Origin of the sequence: Cupriavidus sp. D39 (assembly GCF_026627925.1) — a bacterium.
Classification (GTDB): Bacteria; Pseudomonadota; Gammaproteobacteria; order Burkholderiales; family Burkholderiaceae; genus Cupriavidus; species Cupriavidus ulmosensis.
Genome location: NZ_JAPNLE010000009.1, coordinates 344,940 through 369,882, shown reverse-complemented (window position 1 = coordinate 369,882; position 24,943 = coordinate 344,940). Strand labels below are relative to the sequence as shown.

Below are 24,943 nucleotides of genomic sequence, written 5' to 3'. Positions count from 1 at the left end.
CGCCATCACCATCATGCCCACCATGCCCACGTCCAGACCTTACCGCGCCGTCGTGATCGGCGGCTCGCTCGGCGGGCTCTTTACCGCCATCTGCCTGCGCGCCATCGGCTGGAATGTCGATGTCTTCGAGCGCTCGCCGCAGCAACTCGACAGCCGCGGCGGCGGGCTCGTGCTGCAGCCCGGCGTGCTCGACGCGCTGGACTTCGCGGGGGTGGCGCACTCGCCCGGCTTCGGCGTGCCGTCGAAGGACCGCATCTTCCTGGACCGCGAGGGTGTGGTTCGCCGCATCTACATGCCGCAGACACAGATCGCCTGGAACGGACTCTATGCCCTGATGAAAGGCGCGCTCGATCCGAGCATGATCCATGCCGGCGAGGAACTGGTCGCACTGGCCCACGAGGCCGATCATATGACGGCCCGCTTTGCCTCCGGCCGCACCGAGCGCGCGGATCTGCTGATCGGCGCCGACGGACCGTTGTCCACGGTGCGGCAAGCGTTGCTGCCCGGCGATGCGCCCACCTATGCCGGCTATGTCGCCTGGCGCGGCGTGCTGCCCGAGGCTGCGCTGGGCACGCAGGCCAAGTCGCTGCTGGTCGATGCCTTTGCCTTCCAGGACGGCCCGGGACACCAGATGCTGACCTACCTGATTCCCGGCGAGGACGGGTCGGTCCTGCGCAACGAACGGCGCCTGAACTGGGTCTGGTACCGCGCGCTGCCCGCCGGAGGACCGCTGGCGACCGTGCTGCTGGACCGCCATGGTCGCCAGCACACGCATTCGCTGCCCCCGGGCGCGGTCAAGGATGCCGATGCCCAGGCGCTGCAGCTTGCGGCGGCGGACAGCCTCGCGCCGGTGTTCGCGGCGCTGGTCGCATCGACCCCCGATCCCTTCCTGCAGCTGATCCAGGATTACGCGGCGCCGCGCATGCGCTTCGGCCGCACCGTGCTGCTCGGCGACGCCGCCTTCGTGGCGCGTCCGCATACCGGCGCAGGCGCGGGCAAGGCGGCAGCCAATGCCGTGGCCCTGGCGCGCGCGCTGCAGGCCACCGGGAACCGCATCGACGACGCGCTCGCGCTATGGGATCGAAGCCAGTGGGCCGCGGACAAGCGCCTGGCCCAGTGGGGCATCTCGCTGGGCAGGCGCATCATGGGCGTGGTGCAGCCTGCCTAGCCGGTTCGGCAACGCGGCTCAGCGCGCCGGCACCGGCGCGAGCGACGCGTGGGGCGCGGCGGTGCGCTGGGCGGCCTTGTGCACCATGGTGTAGGCGTAGTCCACGCCCATGCCGTAGGCGCCCGAGTGTTCCTTGACCAGTTTCATCACCGCGTCGTAGGTGTCGCGGTGGGCCCAGTCGCGCTGCCATTCGAGCAGCACCTGCTGCCAGGTCACCGGCACCACGCCGGCCTGCACCATGCGCTGCATGGCGTAGTCGTGCGCTTCCTTGCTGGTGCCACCCGAGGCATCGGCCACCATGTAGATCTCGTAGTCGCTGTCGTGCATCGCGGACAGCGCGAAGGTGGTGTTGCAGACCTCGGTCCACAGACCGGCCACGATGATCTTCTTGCGGCCGTTGGCGGCCAGCGCGTCCCGCACCTTCTGGTCGTCCCACGAATTCATCGAGGTGCGCTCCAGCGTCGGCTGGTCGGGGAACACGTCAAGCAACTCGGGGTAGGTATAGCCCGAGAAGGAGTCCGACTCGACCGTGGTGATGGTGGTCGGGATGCCGAAGATGCGGGCGGCCTTGGCCAGGCCCACAGCGTTGTTCTTCATCGCCTGGCGGTCCATCGACTGCACGCCGAAGGCCATCTGCGGCTGGTGGTCGATGAAGATCAGCTGGCTGTTTTGCGGGGTCAGCACTTCGAGTTTCGAATTGGACATGATCTGCGCTCTCTCGTTGAAATTGGTTGAACTTCATGGGGCAGGGTTTTTTGTTTCCGTGCCGTCCATGGACTGAACTATACGAGAGCAACCCACGTGTGAACCAATCAATTCATGGATGCACTATTCAAATATTTTGATGATTGATTCTCCCCAAAGAAACGGAGATGGCCCTCGCAGGCAACGGCCTTCTTCCCATCTGCAGCGGGCTGCCTCCTACGTTCGTATAGCTCTGCCATCCCAATGCAGTACCGCGCCTGCACGGATGGACAACTGCGTGCGGCGTGGAGCGCGTCATAAGATGTCTTCACGGCCGGCGTCCGCACGCCAGCCCTCATCCGCGCGACAGGGTCCGGCTGCCCCCCCCCGCGTGCCTCCCCTTCCAGCGGAGCCGCCATGAACAAGAACGAAAGCCTGTTGCTGTTGTCGGGGTGGATCGCCCCATCCGGGAGGAACGCCAATGGCGCTGCGCGCCCCGGGCGAGTCAAGACCGGCAAGGCTGCAAAGGCCGGCTGAGCTGAGCCCCCGACCGTGACTCTGCCCACGACCCCGCACGTTTCCATCATCCGGAGCTGACCATGCCAGCGCACCCGAATCCCGCCACATCATCCACACCACACGCACAGGCGAACCGCCCCGACCCGTGGGGCAGCACCATCGGGCTGCTCCGCGCGCGCCAAGGCTTCCAGCTGTGCGCCGATGGCGCCTGGCCCGATGAGGAAGAACCGCAAGACCGCCGGCGCACCGCCATCATCAGCGTGGTGGAGCGGCCCAGTTCCACGTTGGCGGTGATCAGTTGGCGCGATGCCACCCATTGCCGCTACGGAGACCAGATCTGGACTGCGGTATCGGCGCGCGAGGATGGGGTGTGCGCCCTCAGCGGCCTCCCCATCGCCAAGGGCCAGGCCGTCTATCGCCCGCGCCCCTGCCGGCCGCCGGCGCGCAACGCCGATGCCATGATCCTCGCGTCTGCGCTACATGCAGCGTGCGGGACCGACGACGCCCGCAGCGAGGATGCCTGGGCGGCATGAGGCAATCAAGGGGCCGCCGCCAGATGATGCTGGCGTGCTATGTGATCACCGACGGCTTCGACCTGGGGATCGGCGTCCTCAGTCTCTTCACGCGCGAGCGCAGCGACCGCGACATGATGGTCCAATCAATCGCCCACGTCCGGGACGCCAATGAAACCTGGCTGGTGGTGCTCGGAGGCGGCCTGTTCGGCGCGTTCCCCGCCGCCTACGCCCTGTTGCTGCAGCACCTCTATGTGCCGCTGATGGCGTTGATCGGCGGGCTGATCCTGCGGGGCGCGGCCATCGAGTTCCGTCATGCCGCGCGCCGCGGACCATTCTGGGACCGCGCGTTCGGGATCGGCAGCTTGATCGCCGCGGTCTCGCAGGGTGTGGTGCTGGGACGGCTGATCACCGGCCTCGAACCGGGCGTCTGGAACGGCGTGTTCATTGCGTTTGCGGCGATCGGCGTCGCGGCAGGCTATGCGCTGCTTGGCGCGACCTACCTCCTCAAGAAGACCGAGGGCGGAATCGAAGGCGCGGCGCGCCGGTGGACACTCATCTGCCTGCCGGTCACGGTATGCAGTGCCCTGGTCCTGTCGGCGGCCACGCTGCGTTTCAGCCTGATCGGCACGCAGCGCTGGGACCAGCCCGGCGTGATGCCGCTGCTGCTCGTGCTCGGCGCGATTGCAGCGGCGGCCTCCGCCTATATCGTCGGCCTGGACCGGCGACCGGCGCGGGCCGTTCCGGGCCACGGTGCTGTTGTTCCTGATGTCGTTCGGCGGTCTCGCGGTCAGCCTGTTTCCTTATATCGTGCCGGGCAAGCTATCGCTGGCGGACGCGGCGTCCGATAACCGGACGCTGATCTTCATGCTGGTTAGGATCGGCATTCTGCTACCGGTAATGATTGGCTACAACGTGTACCAGTACTACGTGTTCCGAGGCACGGTGGGCCTGAAGGCTCAACTCTGACGAGGCATTGCGCGGCGCCGGAACGGTCGTCTACGGGACATCCGCCACCTGCTTCGCGCTGGACTACAGCGTCGCTGGATCGGCGGCAAGGCCGCACCATGAGCGATCCACTGTTCCAAATCAGCTCTTGACATCTCTGCTTGATCACCCACAATGCAAACGTTTGTAAAACGGAGGAATTGATGGAGACAACACTCACATCCAGAAGCGGTAGTCGGCAACAAAGGAGACCTGCTACGGGCTCTTGACGTTGCCGACGGATACGCTCCTCGCATTGTCGTAGTTGTACTCCAACGTCAGACCCAGCGCCGGGAGGACCTGGTAAGTGGCGCGCTCGCGGCGTCGCGATCAGTCGGGGGCATGAACTTCTTCGTCATCTGGGAGGCGCTGGCACGTCGAAAGTCGAGACTGCCGCAGCTTTGTGATCATCGGTCTCCAAGTGGCTGGAATAACCTCGAGCCACAACATGATAAATGACGCGGTAGTTCTCCTCCGACGTATCGGGTCTAGATCCACCCATGCCGCACGCGTGCGTCGGCGTATTCTTAGTGATGATTGGTGGAAGAGGAGGCTGGGACTCATCACCGTAAATGTCCCCCGAAACGAGTCGTACTCGACGCGTGGTTGCAAATCGAATATGTAACCCTCTGGTGCGTCTACGCACACTTCAGGCCCGTATCGATTCTCCCCCGGCTCGCGACGGCTTGCCGCTTGCTTTCCACGTCCGTTTGACGTTTTACAATATGTTCGTTTACATAAGGTTTCAAAACTGCCGGCCCGGATGTCGTAGTGATGCTAGTCGATAGTGAAACTGTGACGCCTTGACCGGGTTGTCTTGTGCAAGTAAATGCTTCGGTCAAGCCCAACTTTCGACCTCGATCAAAAGCATGTCCTTTATCGCACGTTCGCGCAACGGCGTCTGGTCTAATAGATAATAGCTTAACGATTGGATAAACCTTGTCGACGCCCTGGCGATAGATTGTTTGCACCTGAAACGTCGCTGGATCTGCGCCTACGTTTATATAGTACTCAAACGTTCCGGCCGACAACGTTGAAATACACTTATTGAATTGTTCTGCCAATACGCTATCGGCTTGACGGATCGCGCTGATCATCTTGTCATCGATATATAGCTCACTCTCATTTTGGCTGCAGAACGCGGACCGAGATGTTGCGTACGAGTTGTCGTCCTGCTTGTAGCCAAACGGGACAAGTAAGCCGTCAAGCGGGATAGCAGCTTGTAGCGCTTTCGTCCTTCCCTGATTATATTCACTGTACGTGCCGCTACACAATATATCTTTAACGTGAGAATATTTAGTGTATAGACGCGTGGTGTTCTGGTAATCAAATACACCATCCGAAAGTAACGCGGTACAAAGTGACTGCGTCTGTTGCGCGAGGGACGGGGCAGTCAAGCTTAAACACATGAGTGCGCAAAAGATAAGGAAGGGCTTACGATTCACGAATACCTCCATCACCGTTTTGCAAGGGAATGCCCCCGCTCCTACACTGGCTCGCCCATTACGCTGCGCCGATCACGCTTGGAATGTCCGTAGCTGCTGCAACTTACAGTCAATGGTTATCTTCTTGTTAGGTAAGTTTTGTACTATCGCTAATGGTGAAGGTAGACGACTCCTACAACAAAAGCAAGGCGCTCACCGCCAGACATCCAACGATTGAAATACGGACCTCACGTTCGCCTCATTCGACTCCAGGATTGACTGGCGCCCTTTGGCTTTGGCGGTTAATTGCGATAATTGTCTTTGTCACTCTTGCCGCGAGTTAGCAAAGCCCACGTTCTCAACACACCTACCGTCGCAGCAGGAGTCCCTTTTCTCGATCACCTTAGATCGATCTCTTTTACGAACAAATTGACATGCCTGGACAGCAGTTAATCCCATTCCAGATCCCTGGCCCGCCCTACTTCGCACGCCTTGGACTCGCGCGCCGCATGAGATGCGGCTCGCTCAAGGAGGGGCACGTGGTCCTTCGGGACGACCAGCATTGTCAAACCCAAACCATCTAGAGTGCGGAGGACATAGTCGAGGTGAACGCCCTTCCCGTTCTCCAGCTTCGACAACATTCCCACGGACACCCCGCACGCTCGGGCGGCCTGGTCGATCGGCAGCCCTTGGGCGGCGCGAGTCGCGCACACGTGCATCGCCGCCTGCGTCCCGACGTGCCGGGTGCATGCGTAACCCAGCTTGCCCAGATCGATACCGGCGAGCAAGGCTTCCCCTGCGCCCAGCACTGCTGGCACCAGCGCCAAAGTGCATTTCGTCCACCAACCCGGCGCGGCGCGGCGCGCAGGTATTGTTGCACGCTCGCAACGCCGCCTCCCAAGCGGACATCGCGCCCTCCGGCGGCTGCCCTGGCGCGCTCCAGCGCGGCATGGATGCCATCGGTGACGAAATGGAAGGTGGTGCCGCCCTCCATCGCGACCGATTCGCGCGGATGGTGGGTCAGCACAAATACGGGCGTGTGATAGGGGGCTTCGGGCCCCACCATCCCTTCCAGCTATCGTCGGGCCACGCGCCGCGGACAGGGCCAAACATATTGCGCCCGATGATCCAGGCGCCGATGTGGTCGAAGCGCGTCCGGGGGCCAAGGCCCCAGTTCCCATGGTGCCATGCGTAAGAGCGATGCGATATGACCCATTGATATGACACGGTGCGCTTACACGTGAGCCGGACCCAGTTTCGCGCCTGCGTTCCTGCAGTTGAGCGCATGCCTGGCTGACTACGTTTTCTGGCACTTACTGTTCCGCCGGCGCACCTTCCGGTTGAGCCTCGCCATTTTCGATGGCGGTCGGCTGCAGCGGCGGGACATTTTCTTCGAAGAAGTAATCAAGCCGCCCCGACAGGTCCGTTTCCGGCACCTGCAACCCGGTTGCCGGATTGATCCGCACCGTCACGATCCCGTCAGGGGCGCTTAGCTGACGTTCAGGGCTGTTCTCCAGCGCCGCTTTCATGAAATCCATCCAGATCGGCAGCGCTGCGCGGGCGCCCACCTCGCCCTTTCCCAGCGACCGAGGCTGGTCGAAGCCGATCCATGTGATCGTCAGTCGGTCGGACGAGTACCCGTCGAACCACGCGTCAATGAAGTCATCGGTGGTGCCGGTCTTACCCGCCAGATCGCCACGCCCCAACTGTTTGGCCGCCGCCCCCGTGCCATACTCGACGACGTCATGAAGCATGCTGGTCATCATGAACGCGTTCCTGGCATCGATCACCCGCGGCGCGCCGTCGGCGGCAGTCAGCGGGTGAGCCTGAAACAGGACATTGCCGCTTGAATCGGTCATGCGGTCGATCAAGTACGGGCGGATCAGGTAGCCTCCGTTAGCAAACGTCGCATACGCGACGGCCATTTGCAGCGGCGTGAAGGATCCCACGCCAAGCACCATCGACGGATACGGAGGGATCTCACTGAGCGGAAAGCCGAAGCGGGTCACGTATTGCCTCGCGTATGGCACACCAATCTGTTCGATCACCCTCGCTGCCACGACATTGCGCGACTCGGCGAGCGCGTATCGAATCGAGATCGGGCCAAGGTAATTCCGCTCATAATCAACCGGCGCCCAGGCCTGCTGTCCCGGCCCGGATGGCGGCACGACAAATGGACTGTCGTCGACCACGGTCGCTGGCATCAACCCTTTTTCCAGCGCGGCAGAATAGATGAAGGGTTTGAAACTGGACCCGGGTTGTCGCCGCGCCTGCGTCACGTGATCGTAGGATTCGAGTCTGAAATCGAAGCCGCCCTGCAATGCCGTGATAGCTCCCGTGGCCGGGTCGATAGACACCAGCGCAGCTTGCGCCTGTGGAATCTCGGCAAGCCGCCATGTTCCATGGTCCAGGCGCTCAAGTCGAACCAGCGATCCGATCTGCAGCCGCGCAGGCAGCGGCATTGCGCGCCCCTTGCCGAGCGTGGCTCGTCCCATGGGCCCGATGGAAAATTGCCCTGTGCTACCGTCGGCGAACATCACGCTTGCCGCACCACTGTGCACGCTCAGCACTACTGCCGGCACCAGACCGCCCAACGATGGGAGCCCGCTCAATGCCTGCATCACCACTGCCTTGACCTGTACGGGATCACGCGGCAGGTCAAGGTTGCGCTCCGGACCGCGATAGCCATGCCGCATATCGTAGGCCACCAACCCACGCGCGACCGCCTGGTACGCGCGCGCCTGATCCGCGTCATGTAGCGTCGTATAGACGTTGAACCCGATCTGGTAGGCTGCGTCGCCATACTGCTGCACCATGATCCGGCGCACGTCCTCTGCAACGTACGCGGCGTTCACGCGATATCGCGCGCGCGCCTCCCGGAGATGGATCGGCTCCGCAATGGCCTGCTTGAATTGGTCCGGCGCAAGCACGCCCAACGCGAGCATCCGGCCGAGTACATAGCGCTGGCGGGCGATCGCTGCTGCAAAGTTGACCACGGGATTGTCACGTGAAGGCGCTTTGGTCAGGCCGGCCAGCAGCGCCGCCTGCGCAACACTCAGCTGATTCAGGGGCATACCGAAGTAGACATCGGCCGCGGCGGCGAATCCGTATGCGCCTTCCCCGAGATAGATCTGATTGACGTATCTCTCGAGAATCTGCTCCTTGCTCAAGGTCCGTTCGATCTTGACCGCCAGGAGCGCCTCGGCAAACTTCCGTTCGAAGCTCTTCTCGGGTGACAGGTAGACGCTGCGCGCCAGTTGCATCGTCAACGTGCTCGCGCCCTGCCGTTTTTCCCAGCTCGACAGGTCGGCGAGCGCGGCACGGACAATGCTCGGGTAGTCGATCCCGTGGTGCTGATAAAAGCGATCATCCTCCGCGGCGACAATGGCGAGTCGAAGCGATTGCGGGACGTCGGAAAACGCGACGACCACGCGCCGCTCCTTGCCAAACTCGCCAATGAGCGTGCCTTGCGCAGTGAATACCCGAAGCGGCAGCGCAGGACGGTAGTCCGTCAAATCGTCAAGCGCGGGGAGTCTCGAGTATTCCAGCACGGCAGCCAACAGAACGACCAGCACGCCAATCACCACCAGGCAACAGGGCGTTGCCAGCAGCCACACAATCCCACGCAAAATCCGGGCGCTTCGGCTTTGATTCATGACGCTATCCAGCATCTACCAATGTATCAGCGCTTTACCCAGACCCGCAACTGCACAAAGAAGCACAATCATCAAAGGAGGCGCGCGCCACCCAGAGCGGACGCCCGTTAGCCGGCCGGTGACAGGACGGGTCCTTGTGGATCGTATTTAACACGCGGGCTGCGGCTGCCGCCGCCCTGCAGTTGGCATCGCCTTTCATCATCAAGGCGCACGGCAAATTTCCGGTTCCAGCCAGGCTCAAATTTCCGAGTTTGATGGCGTAGGCTCGAGGGTTTCCAACACCTCCAGCTTTTCCTTCATCCACTCGATAAACGCCGATACCGCGGTCGGCAGGTGCCGCCGGCTCGGGTACAGGACGCTGTGGCCATGGCTGGTCTGCTGGTACGCCGGTAGCACCGGCACCAGCAGACCAGCCTGCACATCGAGCGTTGCCATCGACGGCGGCAACAGTGCGATGCCGAGTCCGGCCAGCGCGGCTTTGCGCAGTGCCTGTGCGGTGTTGCCGCTAAAGCGGCCGCTGACCTGCACTTCCTCTTCGGTCCCATCGGGGCCGACGAGGCGCCAGCTGGCGTGGCCGCTGACGTGCCCGGCGGTCACGCAGTCGTGGTTTGCCAGGTCTTGCAGCGAGCCAGGCGCGCCGCGCGCGGCAAGGTAGGCCGGGCTGGCCACCAGCCCGTCGCTGCGCTCGCCCAGGAGTTGGCGGCCGATATAGCCCGAGTCCGGCAACTGGCCACCGCGAAATGCGATGTCTATCTGCTCGGCAATCAGGTCGGCCCTGGCGTCGCTTAGCACGAAATCGAGCCGGACCTGCGGATACGCGGCCAAAAACTCGGCGATCCATGCCATCGGGAAGAACTCGAAGAAATCGGCTGGCGCCGCTACGCGCACCAGCCCACTGGGTGCCTGGCCGCCTGACGCCAGCGCCTGGCTGGCTTCGACCAGCCCGTCGACCGGGCCTGCGCAGCGCTCGTGGAAGACCTGGCCCGCATTGGTCAGCGTGAGCTTGCGCGTGGACCGTTGCATCAGCCGTGTGTCGAGTTGGGCTTCGAGTTGCTGGATGCGCCGGCTCACGGTGTTGGCAGGCAATCCCAGCCGCCGCGCGGCCTCGGCAAAGCTGCCGTAGCGCACCACCTGCACAAACAGCGCGATGTCGTTCAGGTCAACCATGGCAGGCAATTCCTTCTAAAAATGGATGAGTGCACTCTTATTGTGCCATCTACTCAAGCAATGCAGGCACTTCCATAATCTGACCGACGGTCGGTAGGTCGACCGCTTACACCTTCCCATCGTCACCCCGCCCCTCTTCCAGGAGTAGCCATGACATCACATCAACTCCGCATCGGCATCATCGTCGGCTCCACCCGCGAAGGCCGTTTCGGCGATAAGCCCGCACGCTGGATCCACGAGATCGCCCGCCAGCGCTCCAATCTCGACGTGGAGCTGATCGACCTGCGCGATCATCCCCTGCCCTTCTTCGACGAGCCAATGTCGCCAGCATGGGCGCCGGTGAAGAACGAGGCGGCGCTGCGCTGGGCCGACAAACTGGCAACGCTGGATGGCCTGATCGTAGTCACGCCCGAATACAACCATGGCCCCAGCGCGGTGCTCAAGAACGCATTCGACTACGCCTACCAGGAATTCGGCCGCAAGCCGATCGGCTTCGTGGGCTACGGCGGCGTAGGGGCGGCGCGGGCCGTGGAGCAGATGCGCCTGGTGGCAATTGAAATGCAGATGGCACCGGTGCGCAACGCCGTGCATATCGGCATGGTGGAGTTCCTCGGCATCTGGCAGCAGGGCAAGCGTTTCGAAGACTTCCCCCACCTGGCGCAGGCAGCTGACGGACTGCTCGACGACATCGCCTGGTGGGCCAAGGCACTCAAGACTGCAAGAGAGGCCGCATGAACGCCCTCACCGGCAGGCCGCGCGCCATCGTCCATCGCACGCACGGCATCACGCACGGACCGATCACGCGGCTTGTGAGTCCGGGCGACCTGGGCCAGCGTCTCAAGCCGTTCGTGTTTCTCGATCGCTTCAGTTTGCAGGCGAGGGCCGGCCAGGCCTTCGGCATGCATCCCCACTCGGGGATCGCCACACTGACCTACTTGACCGAAGGCGACACGCTGTATGAAGACTCGACCGGCCAATACGGTGTGCTGCCCGCCGGCGGCGTCGAATGGATGCGGGCTGGCGGCGGTGTCTGGCACACCGGGGCGCTTGCGCCTGGGGTGACGCACGTGCATGGCTTCCAGCTCTGGGTGGCCTTACCGGCCGCGGAGGAAAATGCCCCGGCCCATAGTCTCTACCTTGCGCCGTCACAGGTGCCGCAAGAGGGACCGGCGCGCGTCCTGCTCGGCCGTTACGGTGCGGCCCAAAGTGCCATCCCGGCACCGGCGCCGATCAACTATCTGGCAGTGCGCCTGCAAGACGGCGAGCGCTGGATTTACCAGCCGCCGGTTGGCCACACGGTGGGTTGGGTCGCGGTCGACGCCGGTCGGCTCGACGCGGGCGACAGCGGTGGCCCCATCGGTACCGGCGAACTCGCGGTGTTCGAAGAATCCGAAGGCGCGATCGGCCTCGTCGCCCGCGGCGAGACCGCGTTTGTCCTGGGCTCGGCCGTCAAGCATCCCTACGAACTGGTGACAGGCTACTACTCCGTGCACACGAGCCCGGCGGCTCTTGCACAGGGAGAGGCCGGGATCCGGCGCATCGGCGCGGGCCTGCGGGACAGGGGGCAGCGGTCCTAGCAGCGGCGCTTGAGACCTTCCGAGCGGAAGGCTTGTTGCGGTACGCCGGCCCACTGTCGAAGGTCGCGCAGGAGGCGGCTAGCGGATCGGAAGCGGCTTTGGCCCAGGCCATGCAGGCGCTGGCGATTGCCAGCGCCAATGGCGAACTTCTGGAGAGTCGGTCAAGTGATCTGCAGCCGTCGGTTGCCCGCGACGAGAAGGATTAGCGCGATGGTGGCGACACAGAAAGCCGCGCCCGCATAGAACGTGAAGGCTGCGCCCAGCAGGTCCCACAGCAGGCCTGCCAGCACGCTGGCGACGAGCAGGGCCAGCCCGCTTGCCAGGTTGAAAAGGCCGTACGCCGTTCCACGCAGGTCGTTGGGCGCGGTGTCCGCCACCATCGTGGCAAGCAGGCCTTGTGTCATGCCCATGTGCAGGCCCCATAGCGCCACACCCGCCAGGGTGACCGCCCAATAGGTGCCGAGCGCGAGCACAAGATCGGCGAGCACCAGCACGACCAATCCCCAGGTCAGCAGCGTCGTGTGACGCAGGCCATCGGACAGCTTCCCGAACGGATACGCTGACAGCGAATAGACGAGGTTCATCGCCACCAGGACCACCGGTGCCAGGTAGAGCGGCAAGCCGACCTGCTGGGCACGAAGCACCAGGAAGGCCTCGCTGAAGCGCGCGAGCGTAAAGACGGCACCGATTGCGACCACTTGCCAATACGGCCGTCCCAGCCGAGTCAGGTTCGCCCATTTGATGGGGTTGGTGCGCTTGACGCCGCCCTGGAGCTCCGGCTCCCGCACGCCAATCATGAGCAGCAATACCGAGAGGATGCCAGGGATAACCGCGACCCAGAAGACGGCCCGGAAGTCGTTTGCCCAGAGATACATCAGGCCGATGGCGATCACGGGCCCCAGAAGTGCTCCCACGGTGTCCAGCGATTGCCGCAGCCCAAACGCGGCACCCCGGAGATGCGGCGGCGCGATGTCGGCCACCAGCGCGTCGCGGGGCGCCCCACGCATGCCCTTCCCGATCCGGTCCGTGAGACGCGCCGCCAGCACGGTCCCCACCCCGGGGGCCAGCGCAAACAGGGGCTTGGACAGTGCCCCGAGCGCGTATCCGGCGACGGCGAGTCCCTTACGCTTGCCCAGGTAGTCGCTCAAGGTGCCGGAAAACACCTTGACCATTAGCGCGGTTGCCTCCGCGACACCCTCGATGAGTCCAACGTAGAAGGCGCTAGCGCCAAGTGTCGTCACCATGAAGACCGGCAGCAAACTGTGAATGATCTCCGACGAGATGTCCATCAACAGGCTGACGAAGCCCAACATCCATATGCCTGACGGAATCTGGCTCAGTGTACGAGGCATGAACTGGACCGGTTCAAGGTGTGCTGCGGTATCGCGAAGACCCGCCAAGCAGGCTCGGCCGCGACAAATAACAGGCAACAACCCCGCGTTTTCGAACGCCACGCCATCGGCGTCCGTGACCTGCCCATACCATCGCCGCCCGAGCACTACAGCAGATCAATTTGCACCAATGTATGGCAGTAGTCGTAGGCGGCCTCACCGTGCGGACCATTCGTCGGCCCTCCGAAGCCAGGGGTCAGTCGTAGGTCCCGGAGTATTTGGACCGTGAGCCCGAGCGTCATGTGCGGACGCCAACCGCTCGCCGGTTTCGCGATACGAAGGATGTAATAGCCTTTGCAGGCCTCTACCGCGAAGGGGTCGGTTCCCGACGGTGGCGTCACGTGATCGACCTCGACGATATCGAATTGGCCCGTACCGGTGACCTCGGTGTGCTCGACGTTCCGGAACGCTCCGAGGTCGATCGCCCTAAAGCTCTTGATCCCAAGACCCGACACGCCCAGGCCGCGCACGTCAGTTACGCAAACCTTGAGGTAAATCGCCTGCTCCATGGCGCCGGACTGGAGGCCATACTTGTCCAGAACCGCCTCGACGCGACTGACCATGACGCCCTCCTTTCCCTATCGATCCACCCTTGACAGAATCACTACTAGCAAATTCCCGGGACTTTTCAAGGGACATTTCGAAGGCGGCGAATTCGTCATTGGCTTCACCCGGCCAACGGCATTCGACAGGCCCCGCACGTTGGTTGCATGAGGCAACCTGCGAGGCGCCGTTCCTAAGTTAGCTGATACAACGGATCGGGTACCTTTTCTTCCGGAATTTCACGATTACAAAGCTCAAGTAGCGATCGCTCGATATTTCTCGTGATTGCGTCGAGCGCGAGCGCGTTTGGAGCCATACTAAATGGCTCCGACACTTCTTCGGCTATCGCCTCCAACGCAATTAACGTGTAGGCGACGAAAACGCTGATTATTGGAGTAAATAGTTCCGTCGAGTCGACAAGGCCAAACGGGAGCATTATGCAATATGCATATACCGTGCGATGAAGCAGGACGCCATAGGAGAATGGAATTGGAGTGGATGCGATTCTCTCGCACCCTCCAACTGTTTTTTCCAGATCGTTTATCTGGGCGTCGAACATCCATAGCTTCGTGTCAAAAGTCCGTTCACCCAATTGAAGCCGACCAAGCTTGCAGCGAATATCATTTAGAATTGCGATCGGCTGATAATGTTTTGAACGCAATCTTTCCGCCGCTTCCCGGCCCAGAAGTCGATTCAAATCCTGCATCGGATCCGTTTTACGAAGCTGGTGCTTCAGTGCATAGACAAACGCGATAAGACCATTGACCAGCTGCACACGATCCGCACGGTCATCATGGATGTAGCACAATACCTGCGACGTGAGCGAGCGCGAGGCGATGAGTACACTGCCCCAAAGATGCCGCGCTTCCTTGTAGCGCTCATAGCTGGCATTGTTCCTGAACGCAAGAAAGATCGTTAGCGCCACACCGAAGAGTGTGAAAGGGGCGGTATTCAGCGGAATCTTTTCGCCCAGGATACGTCCTTGGGTGAGGACGGCAAAACCGCTCACAACAGCCAGGAAAAGTAGCTGCGGAATGATTGACAGCAATACAGAGCCGTTCCACACGAACAGCATGCTGAACCAATTCTTCTTTGGCCGCACGATCATAATATTTTCTTGATTTTTAAATAATATCCACGTGGACAGCCAAATTCCCGATGAAATCAGTCCACGTCACACTTGCCGCTCGCATCGCTGGTAGGCACGCGCCCGGCGTACTCAGCCTGGGGCGCCCGCCTCGATCGTATCCGCACTTTCCAATAGTCAAAGAGGCGGAGGCGGCGCGGAAACGGAAGAATCGGGGTTACCTGAAGGCTCCGGGCTATTTCCTGCCGTGGATTGAGCGCTCTTCGTGCCTGGCTTATTCACCTTGGCTTTCCGAGCCACCGCGGCCTTATTCAGTATCACCTCACCCTTGTCCTTGTCGTAGCCCAGCTCGACACTATCACCCGATTTCAGGCCGTCGCCGAGAATCTCCGTCGCGAGCCTCGTTTCGACCTTCTGACGAATCTGGCGCTTCAGTTCGCGTGCACCGAACTCCGGCTGATAGCCCACCTCGACTAGATGATCGATGAGTGAAGCGCTGAGCGTCACCGTGATGTCCTGTGCTGCGGCGGTCCGCACCACCCTTTCGAGCTGAATCTGCACGATCGAGCGGATGTTCTCTCGCGAAAGCGCATGGAACACGATGATATCGTCGATGCGGTTCAGGAACTCAGGACGGAAGTGGCCCTTGAGAACCTTCATGAGTTCGTCGCGCAACGCCTTGTCGGTGATGCGGGAATCCTCGGGGCGCTCGAGGTTCTCCATGATGATCGCTGCGCCAAGGTTGCTGGTGGCAATGAGAATCGTGTTGCTGAAATCCACGACACGCCCCTTTCCGTCGGTCAGCCGACCGTCGTCAAACACCTGCAGCAGCACGTTGTTCACGTCGGGGTGTGCCTTCTCGATCTCGTCGAGCAGAATCACGCTGTAGGGACGTCGCCGGACACGCTCGGTCGGTTGCCCCCTTCGTCGTAACCCACATATCCTGGGGGCGCGCCAATGAGCCGTGCAACCGCATGCCGCTCCATGTACTCGGACATGTCAATACGGATGATCGCCTGTTCATCGCCGAACACCGTTTCCGCCAGCGCCTTTGCCAGTTCGGTCTTGCCGACACCGGTGGGCCCCAGGAAGAGGAACGTTGCAATCGGCCGGTGTGCTTGACCGAGCCCCGCACGTGACAAACGCACGGCGTCGCTGACTGCGACTACGGCTTCCTCCTGGCCCACTACGCGTTCGCGCAACTTGGCTTCCATCTTCAGGAGTTTTTGACGCTCTTCCTGAGTGAGGTCAGTAACCGGAATGCCCGTAAGGCGAGATACCACCTCTGCGATTGCCGCGACCGTTACCTCAAACGTCCGCGAGCCTGTCTTGCGCTGCCAAGCCTCGGTCAGGTCGTCGAGCCGCGTTTGCTTCTCCTTGATGCGTTCTTCAAAGTCTTTCGCCTCATCGTAGCGCTTGCGCGACGACGCATAGTCTTGCTCTCGCTTGATCTGTGCGATTTCCGCTTCAAGTTCCTGGATATCGGCTGGCCGCGATGTCGAGCCGATGCGCACACGCGCAGCCGCCTGGTCGATCAGATCGATGGCCTTGTCTGGCAGAAAGCGCGACGTAATGTAGCGGTCTGAAAGCTCGGCGGCGGCGACAAAGGCATCGTCGGCAAACGTGACCTGGTGGTGTGCCTCAAGCTTGTCGCGCAGGCCGCGCAGGATGATGATGGTCTGCTCAACAGTTGGCTCCGGCACGAGCACCGGCTGGAAACGTCGCTCAAGCGCGGCGTCCTTCTCGATGTATTTCTGGTATTCGTTGAGCGTCGTTGCGCCGATCAGGCTCAGTTCGCCGCGCGCAAGCGCGGGCTTCAGCACGTTCGCGATGTCAAGGCCGCCTTCGCCGCCGCCCTGCCCCGCACCCACGATTGTGTGCAATTCGTCGATGAACAGGATCAGCTCGGCGTTCTTCGCGGTCACCTCGTCTATCAGCTGCTTCGCGCGCTCCTCGAATTCGCCGCGATACTTTGCGCCCGCAACCATGGCGTTGATGTTCACCTCGACGAGGCGCTTGTCGCGCAGCACCTCTGGCACGTCGCCATTGACGATGCGCTGCGCGAAGCCTTCGACAATCGCAGTTTTCCCAACCCCCGGCTCGCCGATCAGCACCGGATTATTCTTCTTGCGCCGGGCAAGGACTTCGATCGTACTCTCGATTTCCTGCGCGCGACCGAGCACCGGGTCGAGCTTGCCCTGCCGCGCCATTGCCGTAAGGTCGCGGCCGAACTTGTCGAGCGTCGGGGTGCCCGTCGGCGTATCGACTCGGCCGTCCTCCGCGCCCTTGCCGACGACTTTCACCACCTTCTGGCGCAGCGCCTCGGGCGTCACGCCGTACTTCTTCAGCAGAGTCCCCGCGATGCTGTCCGGGACAGCGGCAAGGCCGATGAGCAGATGCTCCGGGCCAACGTACGAATGTCCCAGGTCACGCGACGCCTGAAACGCGTAAAGAAAGGCTTTCTTCAGGCGCGGAGAAATCGTCATTCTATCAATCGGTGCATCCGGCTCGGCAGTGCCCGTTTGCGCATGCTTGTCGATGTACCCCCTGATGTCCTGCGGCGAGAGCTTCAACTCCTTGAGCAACGCGGTCCCGACGTCAGTATCGGCAAGCACGTACAACAGATGCTCTGTATCAAGCTCATTGCGACGCAGTTCGTGGGCTTTCTCTGCCGCGCGCTGCAGGAGTTCAAGAGTCTGCTCGCTGAACGCATCGGTGACATCCACGGATTCACGCGGCACCTCTGCAGCCAGCCCCGAATCCTCGGCCTCATGATCCATCACGTCCCCCAAACCATCGAAGAAACGAGACAAGCCACCACCCAATAGCGAGTCGAACGGATTGATCATGCTCTGGTGGCGCAGCAGCTGGCGATAGTCATAGTCGCAGATTGACATCGTTTTGCGCTGACCGTTCTGCACAACCGCGACCCGCGCAACGGCTGGGCGTGCATTGCAGATTTCACAAAGTGTCGACATGATGGATTCATCTCCATAGTGAGGTATCGCAAGATGCCGCCACGCGCGTAATTGACGCGGCAGGCGCCGCGATCTAGCCGCAGCACCTCCCCATGACGGCATCAGGATCCGGTTCCCCGGGCCGATTCGCTTCTCTGCTGCCGACTCCACTCGGCGGCATCGAAATGACACACGTACTCAAGAAGTGAGGAGACATGCAACGCCCTGCCCGTGGATGAGCAGGTTTAATCGTGTGGCCTCCTGCCAAGTGGCTTGGTACTCGCCTCAAATCAAGTCACTTCCGAGCGCACCACACGCACCGGAACTGACTTGTAGGACGGTGTGCCACTATCTTCATCGATGTAGTCGAGCGGCACCAGTTTGTTCGCTTCGGGATAGTAAGCCGCGACCGAGCCGGCAGAGATGTCATGCTCGATTGCGGTAATCTTTTCAAACCGAAGCAACCTGCCCGATGTGATCGTCTCGATATCGACCAGATCCCCATGCTCCAGGCCACGCGCGGCCAGATCCGCTTCGTTCATGAACAACACATCACGCCGACCGAACACGCCCCGATATCGGTCATCCATGGCATAGATGGTCGTGTTGTATTGATCGTGGCTGCGGATTGTCACGAGGCGCAACACATCATCGGCCTGGACTTCCTTGTCTTCGTGCAGCCCTTTGAACACGAAGAACATGGCTTTTCCTGATGGCGTTTCCCATTTTCGCTCAGTGGGCGGAAGCGGCATGCGAAATCCTCCCGGAACTCGAACGCGCTCATTGAAATTCTCGAATCCCGGCACAGTCTTCTCGATCAGATCGCGGATCCTGTCATAGTCTGCAGTCAATGCAAGCCATGACACCCTGCTGTTCGGCAAGGTGGCGGTGGCAATGCCAGCCACGATCGCTGGCTCGGATCTCAGGAACTCGGAAGCGGGCGTAAGCTTCCCGGCTGAGGCGTGAACCATCGACATCGAATCCTCTACCGTCACCGATTGGGGCCCAGTCTCCTGCACGTCAAGTTCGGTGCGACCCAGGCAGGGCAGCAAATAGGTTTCCTTTGCCACCAACAGATGCGTGCGATTGAGTTTGGTCCCGACGTGGACACTCAGGTCGAGCCTGCCCATGGCGGGGAAACACTGATCAGGATCAGGCAGCGCGACCGCAAAGTTCCCACCCAGGCAGATCAATGCCTTGGCCGTGCCTGCAATCATCGCTTGCATGGCCCTGACGGCGTCATGCCCATGCTGGTCGGGCGGCTTGAACCCGAATACTTCCTCGATTTTTGCAAGAAAGCGACTCGACGGCTTCTCAGTAATGCCAACCGTCCGATTCCCCTGCACATTTGAGTGACCTCGCAATGGGCAAATGCCGGCGCCAGGTTTTCCAAGGTTGCCGCGCAACATCAGCAGATCGCACAGCAGACGGACATTTGCAGTGCCTTCATTGTGCTGCGTGACACCCATCCCGTAGCTGATGATCGTGGCATTCGACTTTGCATAGGCAGCCGCGACCAGTTCAAGATCCGCGCGGCCCAGTCCACTGGCCTTCTCGATATCCGGCCATTCCGTGGCCTCGAGATCATCAGCAAGCGCGTCAAATCCTTCGGTATGCGTAGCGATGAACTCGTAGTCGAGGACACCGCCCTGCCTGGCCTCCAGATCCATCAACGCTTTCATCACGCCTTTGATGGCAGCCGCATCCCCTCCGGCCTTAACCTGGAAATAGGACGATGCGATTCTCGTGGAACCGTAAGTCGCCATTTCAAGCATGTTCTGGGGTCCGCAAAACGCTCAAGCGCTCGCTCGCGAAGCGGGTTGAATACGATAATGGGAACCTTGCGCCTTGATGCCTCGTGCAAGGTTCCCATCATCCGTGGGTGATTCGTACCGGGATTGTGTCCGATCGAGATGATGAGTTCACATTGATCGAAATCCTCCAATGAGACGGTGCCCTTGCCGATGCCGATCGAGCGAGGCAGGCCAACGCTCGTCGGCTCGTGGCACATGTTTGAACAATCGGGGAAGCTTGTTCGTTCCATACTCTCTTGCGAACAACTGATAGAGGTATGCGGCCTCGTTCGAAGCCCTCCCCGAAGTATAGAACTCGGCCTCGTCGGGCGACAGCCCGCGGAGCACTTCGCCGATACGGGCGAAGGCTGCTTCCCATTCCACCGCGCGGAACGTGTCGGTAGCGCGGTCGTAGACGAGCGGATGCGTAAGGCGGCCCAGGTCTTCGAGTTCGTAGTCGGTTCGATTCAACAGCGACGACACTGTGTGGCTCGTAAAGAAATCGGGGCGAACCCGCTTGGTCGTTGCCTCCCAGGTCACCGCTTTTGCGCCGTTCTCGCAGAACTGGAATGTGGACAGGTGTTCCTTGTCAGGCCACGCGCACCCCGGACAGTCAAACCCATCGGGCTGATTGGTCCGAAGCAGTGTGATCGGGGCCTTGGTGGTATCCATCTGCAGGCGAATAGCCGTGGCTGTGGCTTTAAGCGCCCCCAACCTCCTGCGGGACCATCGTACTTCCGGACACCTGGCACTTCGCGTCGATTAGCCATGCTCTCTCCACAAATTATTCCGGATATCCCGGAGTAAAAGGTCGATTAATCTCAGCCACATGATTGACTATACGTAACGATACACTCGGTTTCCACCCCGGGAAAGTAAAGGTTACAAATGAAGAACAACATAGGACTGGTCTCAGTATATAAATACAATAATTCCTGGCAGGATATAAATTAACGACAACCAAATCAGTATATAAATTTCATTATCCATAGCGTTTACCAGCATTTCCGTAACATGATCGACGTACAATAATTTCTTAAAGAATGCACGCTGTCTTCTCCGCAAAGCGGGCAAACTTGCCTTCAGCCACTTGGGCGGAAAAGGCATGAACAGGCTTGACGGAAATCGACCGTGAGCCGTACTACAGACAGCTGGAAACTCCACTTTCCTGGGAGATGTCGCAAATGCAGGAATTCGACTTCTACATCAATCCGAAGAAGCCAACACTGGGGCTCTATGTGCGTAAGGGAGCAGGACTCCCCGACCTCGCCGACCCAGATCAGTGGGTGCTCGACGGCAATGTCTGGCAGACCGAGGTGCCACCCGAGATCTTGAATGGACTAGAGGCCAATGGCCACGCCTTTCAGGAGCTGGGGGCGTGATTCAGTACGCCCTGGCGTTGATTTGCACGGAAGCTTGACTAAGCACTGAGCCGGCGATCAGCGGGTCCGGGTATGGTGGCGAGCATTCGGTCGCACGTGTGATTGCTGGTCAGCCCAAGCCGCTCTGACACGCGGTCGCGTGGTACCCCGGCAAGGAGCGCGCGCCGACAATAAGTATTTCGCAGAATCCGCGGGCTCATATCAGCCGCCCTATAGTCGATCGCCTCGAACGCATCGCGCACGATGTTTCCGAGACTCATGTCAGTGATTGGTGTGCCGGAGGGCCGTAGGGCAAAAAGCAGGTCACCAGCAATGGGGAGTGTAGCCCGCCGTACCTTCCACGCATCCAAGGCCGGGACGGCGAAGGGCTCCAGCTGAACGGACCGGGCGACCTTCGCGCGACCCTCTGGGACAGAGAGAAATGATGAGGTGCACGAGGTCTGAAGGTCATGAATGGTCGCGCTTCGGCCTTCTGCCGCCGTGACGCCAGCACCTAGAAACAAGGCCAGGATGGCTCGCATGCGAAGCCGTGAGACATCGTCGCCTTCAAGCGGCTGCACAAAGTCCTGCAGCCGCGCGTCCACTTCCTCTGGCAAGAAGAGTGGAACGGCCCCGTCGGAGGACCAGCTGCCATCGCGCACCGGATCGGCGGCAGGGTTGGTCTCCCGCACACCGATCTCTACAAGGTGGCGACACAAGCGGTCGAGCAATTGCAGGTAGCGCATCCTTGTGGCGGACGTGTAGGTGGCCGCCTCCGGATCGCGCCAGAAGGCTTCGATATGGTCGGGGTCGAAGTCTTCCAGCGTCACGCCATGGGCGACCAGATGGCGCTGAAAACGGTCGAGCATCGCGCGATGCTGGACGATCGACTGTTGAGCAAAACGGCGTTGATCTGTGCCTGCGGATTCGCGTCCTTGCCAGTCTGCATACGCGAGGGACGGATTCTTGAGCCACAGATTATTCATAGCGAACTTGATCACTGGGTTTCTTGCCTCTAAGCCCTGCCGAATCTCCGACGCAGATATCGCGCGAACAATGCGAAAGCAGCGCCCCGGCGGCTGGGCTACTCGCGCGCTGGCGGTCACACGAAGCACGAAGATGTGACGCCCGGCTGCCAGCCGTTATGAGAATGGTAGAAAACAACGACGCGCCAACCGGAGTACAGAAAAGCCCTCCCATCAACAGAACAGTTCGATCTCTGCAGCTGTGACTGCTCCTGCTGATCCAGGTCCTGGCGATGGCTTTGCGCGTCTGGCCATGACTGTGATCCTGCGCCATAGCGCCATCTGTATGGCTGCAAGGCGCCTGGCAGCGCTTCTTCCGGCTTGCACAAACTGAGCTTTAGCGGTTCGGCCAGAACTGTAATCTTTGCGGGCGGGCTGTAGTCCCTACGCTTGTCCCTAGTGTCGCGCGACACGCCGTCTGCCGGCGGCAACCCCACGGAGAGCACATCGATGCACGGACTCACAGCGCTGGAACTCGCTCGAATCCAGTTCGGATTCACGGTTTCCTTTCACATCCTCTTTCCCGCCATCACGATCGGGCTGGCATGTTTCCTGGCCTTCCTGGAAGCGCACTGGCTGCGGACCCAAGACCCTGTGTACAGGACCCTGTACCAGTTCTGGGTCAAGATCTTCGCCCTGAACTTCGGCATGGGGGTCGTTTCCGGCCTGGTCATGGCCTATGAGTTCGGCACCAACTGGTCATTCTTCTCCCAGTTTGCCGGGGGCATTACGGGCCCGCTGCTGACCTACGAGGTGCTGACCGCCTTCTTCCTGGAAGCGGGGTTCCTCGGCGTCATGCTGTACGGCTGGAACCGCGTCGGGCCTGGGCTGCACTTCTTCGCCACGGTAATGGTGGCGCTCGGTACCATCATTTCCTCCACCTGGATCATCGCTTCCAATAGCTGGATGCATACGCCAGCGGGCTACGCCATCGTCGCCGGCAAGGTGGTGCCGACCGACTGGCTCGCCGTGATCTTCAACCCCTCGTTCCCCTACCGCCTCACGCACATGGTCATCGCCGCGCTGCTGTCCACGGCACTGTTCGTGGCGGCATCCTCGGCCTGGCAGCTGCTGCACGGCCGGGCAGTACCCGCTGCCAGGAAGATGCTGTCGATGGCCCTGTGGATGGTGCTGGTCACGGCGCCGCTGCAAGCGGTGGTGGGTGACGCCCACGGCCTGAACACGATCGAGCACCAGCCCGCCAAGATCGCGGCGCTCGAGGGGCACTGGAACACCGCCGCCAAGGACGACAAGGGCGGGTTCCCGTTGATCGTTTTCGGCATCCCGGATATGGAACGCGAGGAAACACGCTACGCCATCGAGATCCCGCGCCTGGGCAGCCTGATCCTCACGCACAGCCTCGACGGCCAGATCCGCGGCCTGAAGGACTTCCGCAAAGAGGACCGCCCCAATGCCACCGTGCTGTTCTTCACCTTCCGTACGATGGTTGGCCTGGGCGTGCTGATGATCCTGTTCGGCGCGCTGGGATGGGTGCTGCGCCGCAATGGCGCCGTGTACCGGTCCCGGGCCTTCCTGCGGCTTGCCGTCCTGATGGGCCCCACCGGCCTGGTCGCGCTGCTTGCCGGCTGGATGACCACCGAGCTCGGCCGCCAGCCCTGGGTCGTCTACGGCCTGCTGCGCACCCGTGATGCCGTTTCCGCACATGAGGCGGCACCGGTCGCGCTGTCGCTGGCCCTGTTCGTGGTGGTCTATTTCATCGTCTTCGGCGTGGGCATCCGCTACATGCTCAAGCTTGCGAGCGCCGGCCCCACCGCCGACGCGCACGAAGAGCCGCCGCCCTACGGGCCGGGCAGTGTCGGCGCCGTTCCTGCCGCCATCACCGCGGCCCCCGCATCCAACGCCATGGCCCCGCACGGCCAGCGCAAATCCTGAACAGGTGATCACCATGGGCATCAATCTTCCCGTAATCTGGGCCGGCCTGATCTTCTTCGGCGTGATGATGTACGTCATCATGGACGGCTTCGACCTCGGCATCGGCATCCTTTTCCCCTTCGTCGGCGACCGCTATGACCGCGACGTCATGATGAATACCGTTGCGCCGGTCTGGGACGGCAACGAGACCTGGCTGGTGCTCGGCGGGGCAGCGCTGCTCTGCGCCTTCCCGCTGGCCTACTCGGTCCTGCTCAGCGCGTTCTACCTGCCGCTGATGCTGATGCTGCTCGGCCTGATCTTCCGCGGCGTGGCCTTCGAGTTCCGCTTCAAGGCGAGCGACCGCAGCCGCCCCTACTGGGACAAGGCCTTCTCGTGGGGCTCGGTGGTCGCCGCCTTCTTCCAGGGCGTGATGCTGGGCGCCTATATCGACGGCATTGCCATGCAAGGCACCACCTACGCCGGCGGCGCTCTCGACTGGCTGGCGCCGTTCCCGATCTTCACGGGCGTGGGCGTGGTGATCACCTACGCCTTCCTTGGCGTCACCTGGCTCATCATGAAGACCGAGGGGCGGCTGCAATGGACCATGCTGCGCGTGGCCAACGTGCTGACGGGCGTGATGCTGGCGATGATCGCGGCGGTGAGCGTGTGGACGCCGCTGACCCATGCGGGCATCGCGCAACGCTGGTTCTCGCTGCCCGATCTCTTCTTCTTCCTGCCCGTGCCGCTGCTGGTGCTGGCTGCGGCCGCCGGCATCTACCGGGCCCTGCGCGGGCGCCCGAACGTGTCGCCGTTCCTGTACGCGCTGCTGATGATCTTCATGGGCTATACCGGGCTTGCCATCAGCGTCTGGCCCAACATCATCCCGCCGTCGGTTTCGATCTGGGATGCGTCGTCCGCGCCGCAAAGCCAGGGCTTCGCGCTGGTCGGCACCCTGTTCATCGTGCCGATCATCCTGGCCTACACGTCCTGGTCCTACTACGTGTTCCGCGGCAAGGTCCGGCGTGGAGAGGGGTATCACTGATGGCCAGGATCATCCAACCACGGCTCAGGGCCCGGCTTGGGTGGCTGCTGACGCTCTGGCTGGCGGGCGTCGGCACGGTCTTCGCCTTTGCCTGCCTGATGCGGCTGGTGATGCGCGCGGCCGGGCTCTCCCACTGAAGCCATGCTGCATTCCCAGCGTCAACTTGCGCTTCAGGGGG

16 protein-coding genes and 3 pseudogenes are annotated in these 24,943 nt (G+C 61.5%); 9 read left to right on the top strand and 10 right to left on the bottom strand.

Features of this window, described 5'->3' with window-relative positions; all coding sequences use genetic code 11:
* Nucleotides 1-13 precede the first annotated feature (13 nt).
* On the top strand, nt 14-1,168 hold the full coding sequence (locus OMK73_RS13235) for an FAD-dependent monooxygenase (RefSeq protein WP_420715649.1): 1,155 nt from the start codon (nt 14-16) through the stop codon (nt 1,166-1,168).
* Nucleotides 1,169-1,186: 18 nt separating this feature from the next.
* Here OMK73_RS13235 and OMK73_RS13230 read toward each other — a convergent pair whose 3' ends face one another.
* Nucleotides 1,187-1,873: a hydrolase gene (locus tag OMK73_RS13230; protein ID WP_267602464.1), complete on the bottom strand. Its 687-nt coding sequence runs from the start codon at nt 1,871-1,873 to the stop codon at nt 1,187-1,189.
* A gap of 578 nt (nt 1,874-2,451) precedes the next feature.
* Between OMK73_RS13230 and OMK73_RS13225 the strand changes: the two genes are divergently transcribed.
* Both OMK73_RS13225 and OMK73_RS13220 read left to right on the top strand, forming a co-directional pair.
* Nucleotides 2,452-2,904 carry a DUF3331 domain-containing protein gene (locus tag OMK73_RS13225; RefSeq protein ID WP_267602463.1) on the top strand — a complete coding sequence of 151 codons (453 nt, stop codon included), beginning with the start codon at nt 2,452-2,454 and terminating at the stop codon, nt 2,902-2,904.
* Nucleotides 2,901-3,852 (top strand): annotated as a pseudogene (locus OMK73_RS13220) (cytochrome d ubiquinol oxidase subunit II). Before OMK73_RS13225 ends, OMK73_RS13220 begins: the two are co-directional and overlap by 4 nt.
* A 1,891-nt stretch (nt 3,853-5,743) precedes the next feature.
* On the opposite strand, the gene OMK73_RS13215 reads toward OMK73_RS13220, so the two are convergent.
* The 3 genes from OMK73_RS13215 to OMK73_RS13200 form a co-directional block, all read right to left on the bottom strand.
* Nucleotides 5,744-6,082: a helix-turn-helix domain-containing protein gene (locus tag OMK73_RS13215; RefSeq protein ID WP_420715529.1), complete on the bottom strand. Its 339-nt coding sequence runs from the start codon at nt 6,080-6,082 to the stop codon at nt 5,744-5,746.
* Between the two features lie 525 nt (nt 6,083-6,607).
* Complete coding sequence (locus tag OMK73_RS13205) at nt 6,608-8,950, bottom strand: penicillin-binding protein 1A (protein WP_267602462.1); 2,343 nt, start codon at nt 8,948-8,950, stop codon at nt 6,608-6,610.
* A gap of 237 nt (nt 8,951-9,187) precedes the next feature.
* Entirely contained in the window at nt 9,188-10,117 is a 930-nt protein-coding gene (locus OMK73_RS13200) for a LysR family transcriptional regulator (RefSeq protein WP_267602461.1), read from the bottom strand.
* A gap of 150 nt (nt 10,118-10,267) precedes the next feature.
* Between OMK73_RS13200 and OMK73_RS13195 the strand changes: the two genes are divergently transcribed.
* On the top strand, nt 10,268-10,852 hold the full coding sequence (locus OMK73_RS13195; RefSeq protein ID WP_267602460.1) for an NADPH-dependent FMN reductase: 585 nt from the start codon (nt 10,268-10,270) through the stop codon (nt 10,850-10,852).
* Nucleotides 10,849-11,694, top strand: coding sequence for a pirin family protein (locus OMK73_RS13190; RefSeq protein WP_267602459.1), 846 nt, complete (start codon nt 10,849-10,851; stop codon nt 11,692-11,694). The genes OMK73_RS13195 and OMK73_RS13190 overlap by 4 nt, the downstream gene beginning before the upstream one ends.
* A gap of 161 nt (nt 11,695-11,855) precedes the next feature.
* Here OMK73_RS13190 and OMK73_RS13185 read toward each other — a convergent pair whose 3' ends face one another.
* From OMK73_RS13185 to OMK73_RS13165, 5 genes and pseudogenes are all read right to left on the bottom strand, one after another.
* The gene (locus OMK73_RS13185) at nt 11,856-13,007 is read right to left on the bottom strand and encodes an MFS transporter (protein ID WP_267602458.1); all 1,152 of its coding nucleotides are present in this window, start codon (nt 13,005-13,007) and stop codon (nt 11,856-11,858) included.
* A 185-nt stretch (nt 13,008-13,192) separates the two neighbouring features.
* Nucleotides 13,193-13,648, bottom strand: a complete 456-nt coding sequence (locus OMK73_RS13180) for a hypothetical protein (RefSeq protein WP_267602457.1) — start codon at nt 13,646-13,648, stop codon at nt 13,193-13,195.
* Nucleotides 13,649-13,821: 173 nt separating this feature from the next.
* On the bottom strand, nt 13,822-14,736 hold the full coding sequence (locus tag OMK73_RS13175; protein ID WP_267602456.1) for a bestrophin family protein: 915 nt from the start codon (nt 14,734-14,736) through the stop codon (nt 13,822-13,824).
* Between the two features lie 156 nt (nt 14,737-14,892).
* Nucleotides 14,893-17,330 (bottom strand): annotated as a pseudogene (locus tag OMK73_RS13170) (AAA family ATPase); the annotation flags it as partial.
* Nucleotides 17,331-17,962: 632 nt separating this feature from the next.
* Nucleotides 17,963-20,235, bottom strand: a pseudogene (locus tag OMK73_RS13165) (FdhF/YdeP family oxidoreductase).
* 345 nt (nt 20,236-20,580) lie between these two features.
* On the opposite strand from OMK73_RS13165, the gene OMK73_RS13160 reads away from it, so the two are divergent.
* Nucleotides 20,581-20,847, top strand: a complete 267-nt coding sequence (locus OMK73_RS13160) for a hypothetical protein (protein WP_267602455.1) — start codon at nt 20,581-20,583, stop codon at nt 20,845-20,847.
* Between the two features lie 38 nt (nt 20,848-20,885).
* Here the strand turns inward: OMK73_RS13160 and OMK73_RS13155 are convergent, their stop codons facing one another.
* On the bottom strand, nt 20,886-21,827 hold the full coding sequence (locus OMK73_RS13155) for a tyrosine-type recombinase/integrase (protein ID WP_267602454.1): 942 nt from the start codon (nt 21,825-21,827) through the stop codon (nt 20,886-20,888).
* Nucleotides 21,828-22,301: 474 nt separating this feature from the next.
* Between OMK73_RS13155 and OMK73_RS13150 the strand changes: the two genes are divergently transcribed.
* The 3 genes from OMK73_RS13150 to OMK73_RS13140 are packed head-to-tail and all read left to right on the top strand — an operon-like array spanning nt 22,302 to nt 24,902.
* A complete protein-coding gene (locus tag OMK73_RS13150) occupies nt 22,302-23,744 on the top strand; it encodes a cytochrome ubiquinol oxidase subunit I (protein ID WP_267602453.1) in 1,443 nt (480 codons plus the stop codon).
* 13 nt (nt 23,745-23,757) lie between these two features.
* On the top strand, nt 23,758-24,765 hold the full coding sequence (gene cydB / locus OMK73_RS13145) for a cytochrome d ubiquinol oxidase subunit II (protein ID WP_267602451.1): 1,008 nt from the start codon (nt 23,758-23,760) through the stop codon (nt 24,763-24,765).
* The gene (locus OMK73_RS13140; RefSeq protein WP_267602449.1) at nt 24,765-24,902 is read left to right on the top strand and encodes a DUF2474 family protein; all 138 of its coding nucleotides are present in this window, start codon (nt 24,765-24,767) and stop codon (nt 24,900-24,902) included. The genes cydB and OMK73_RS13140 overlap by 1 nt, the downstream gene beginning before the upstream one ends.
* The last annotated feature ends 41 nt before the right edge of the window (nt 24,903-24,943 follow it).

Coding starts and splice junctions, on each gene's coding strand:
- OMK73_RS13140 (WP_267602449.1), top strand. CDS start 24,765: ATGGCCAGGATCATCCAACCACGGCTCAGGGCCCGGCTTGGGTGGCTG.
- OMK73_RS13180 (WP_267602457.1), bottom strand. CDS start 13,648: ATGGTCAGTCGCGTCGAGGCGGTTCTGGACAAGTATGGCCTCCAGTCC.
- OMK73_RS13205 (WP_267602462.1), bottom strand. CDS start 8,950: ATGAATCAAAGCCGAAGCGCCCGGATTTTGCGTGGGATTGTGTGGCTG.
- OMK73_RS13195 (WP_267602460.1), top strand. CDS start 10,268: ATGACATCACATCAACTCCGCATCGGCATCATCGTCGGCTCCACCCGC.
- OMK73_RS13150 (WP_267602453.1), top strand. CDS start 22,302: ATGCACGGACTCACAGCGCTGGAACTCGCTCGAATCCAGTTCGGATTC.
- OMK73_RS13200 (WP_267602461.1), bottom strand. CDS start 10,117: ATGGTTGACCTGAACGACATCGCGCTGTTTGTGCAGGTGGTGCGCTAC.
- OMK73_RS13175 (WP_267602456.1), bottom strand. CDS start 14,736: ATGATCGTGCGGCCAAAGAAGAATTGGTTCAGCATGCTGTTCGTGTGG.
- cydB (WP_267602451.1), top strand. CDS start 23,758: ATGGGCATCAATCTTCCCGTAATCTGGGCCGGCCTGATCTTCTTCGGC.
- OMK73_RS13235 (WP_420715649.1), top strand. CDS start 14: ATGCCCACCATGCCCACGTCCAGACCTTACCGCGCCGTCGTGATCGGC.
- OMK73_RS13190 (WP_267602459.1), top strand. CDS start 10,849: ATGAACGCCCTCACCGGCAGGCCGCGCGCCATCGTCCATCGCACGCAC.
- OMK73_RS13225 (WP_267602463.1), top strand. CDS start 2,452: ATGCCAGCGCACCCGAATCCCGCCACATCATCCACACCACACGCACAG.
- OMK73_RS13230 (WP_267602464.1), bottom strand. CDS start 1,873: ATGTCCAATTCGAAACTCGAAGTGCTGACCCCGCAAAACAGCCAGCTG.
- OMK73_RS13185 (WP_267602458.1), bottom strand. CDS start 13,007: ATGTTGGGCTTCGTCAGCCTGTTGATGGACATCTCGTCGGAGATCATT.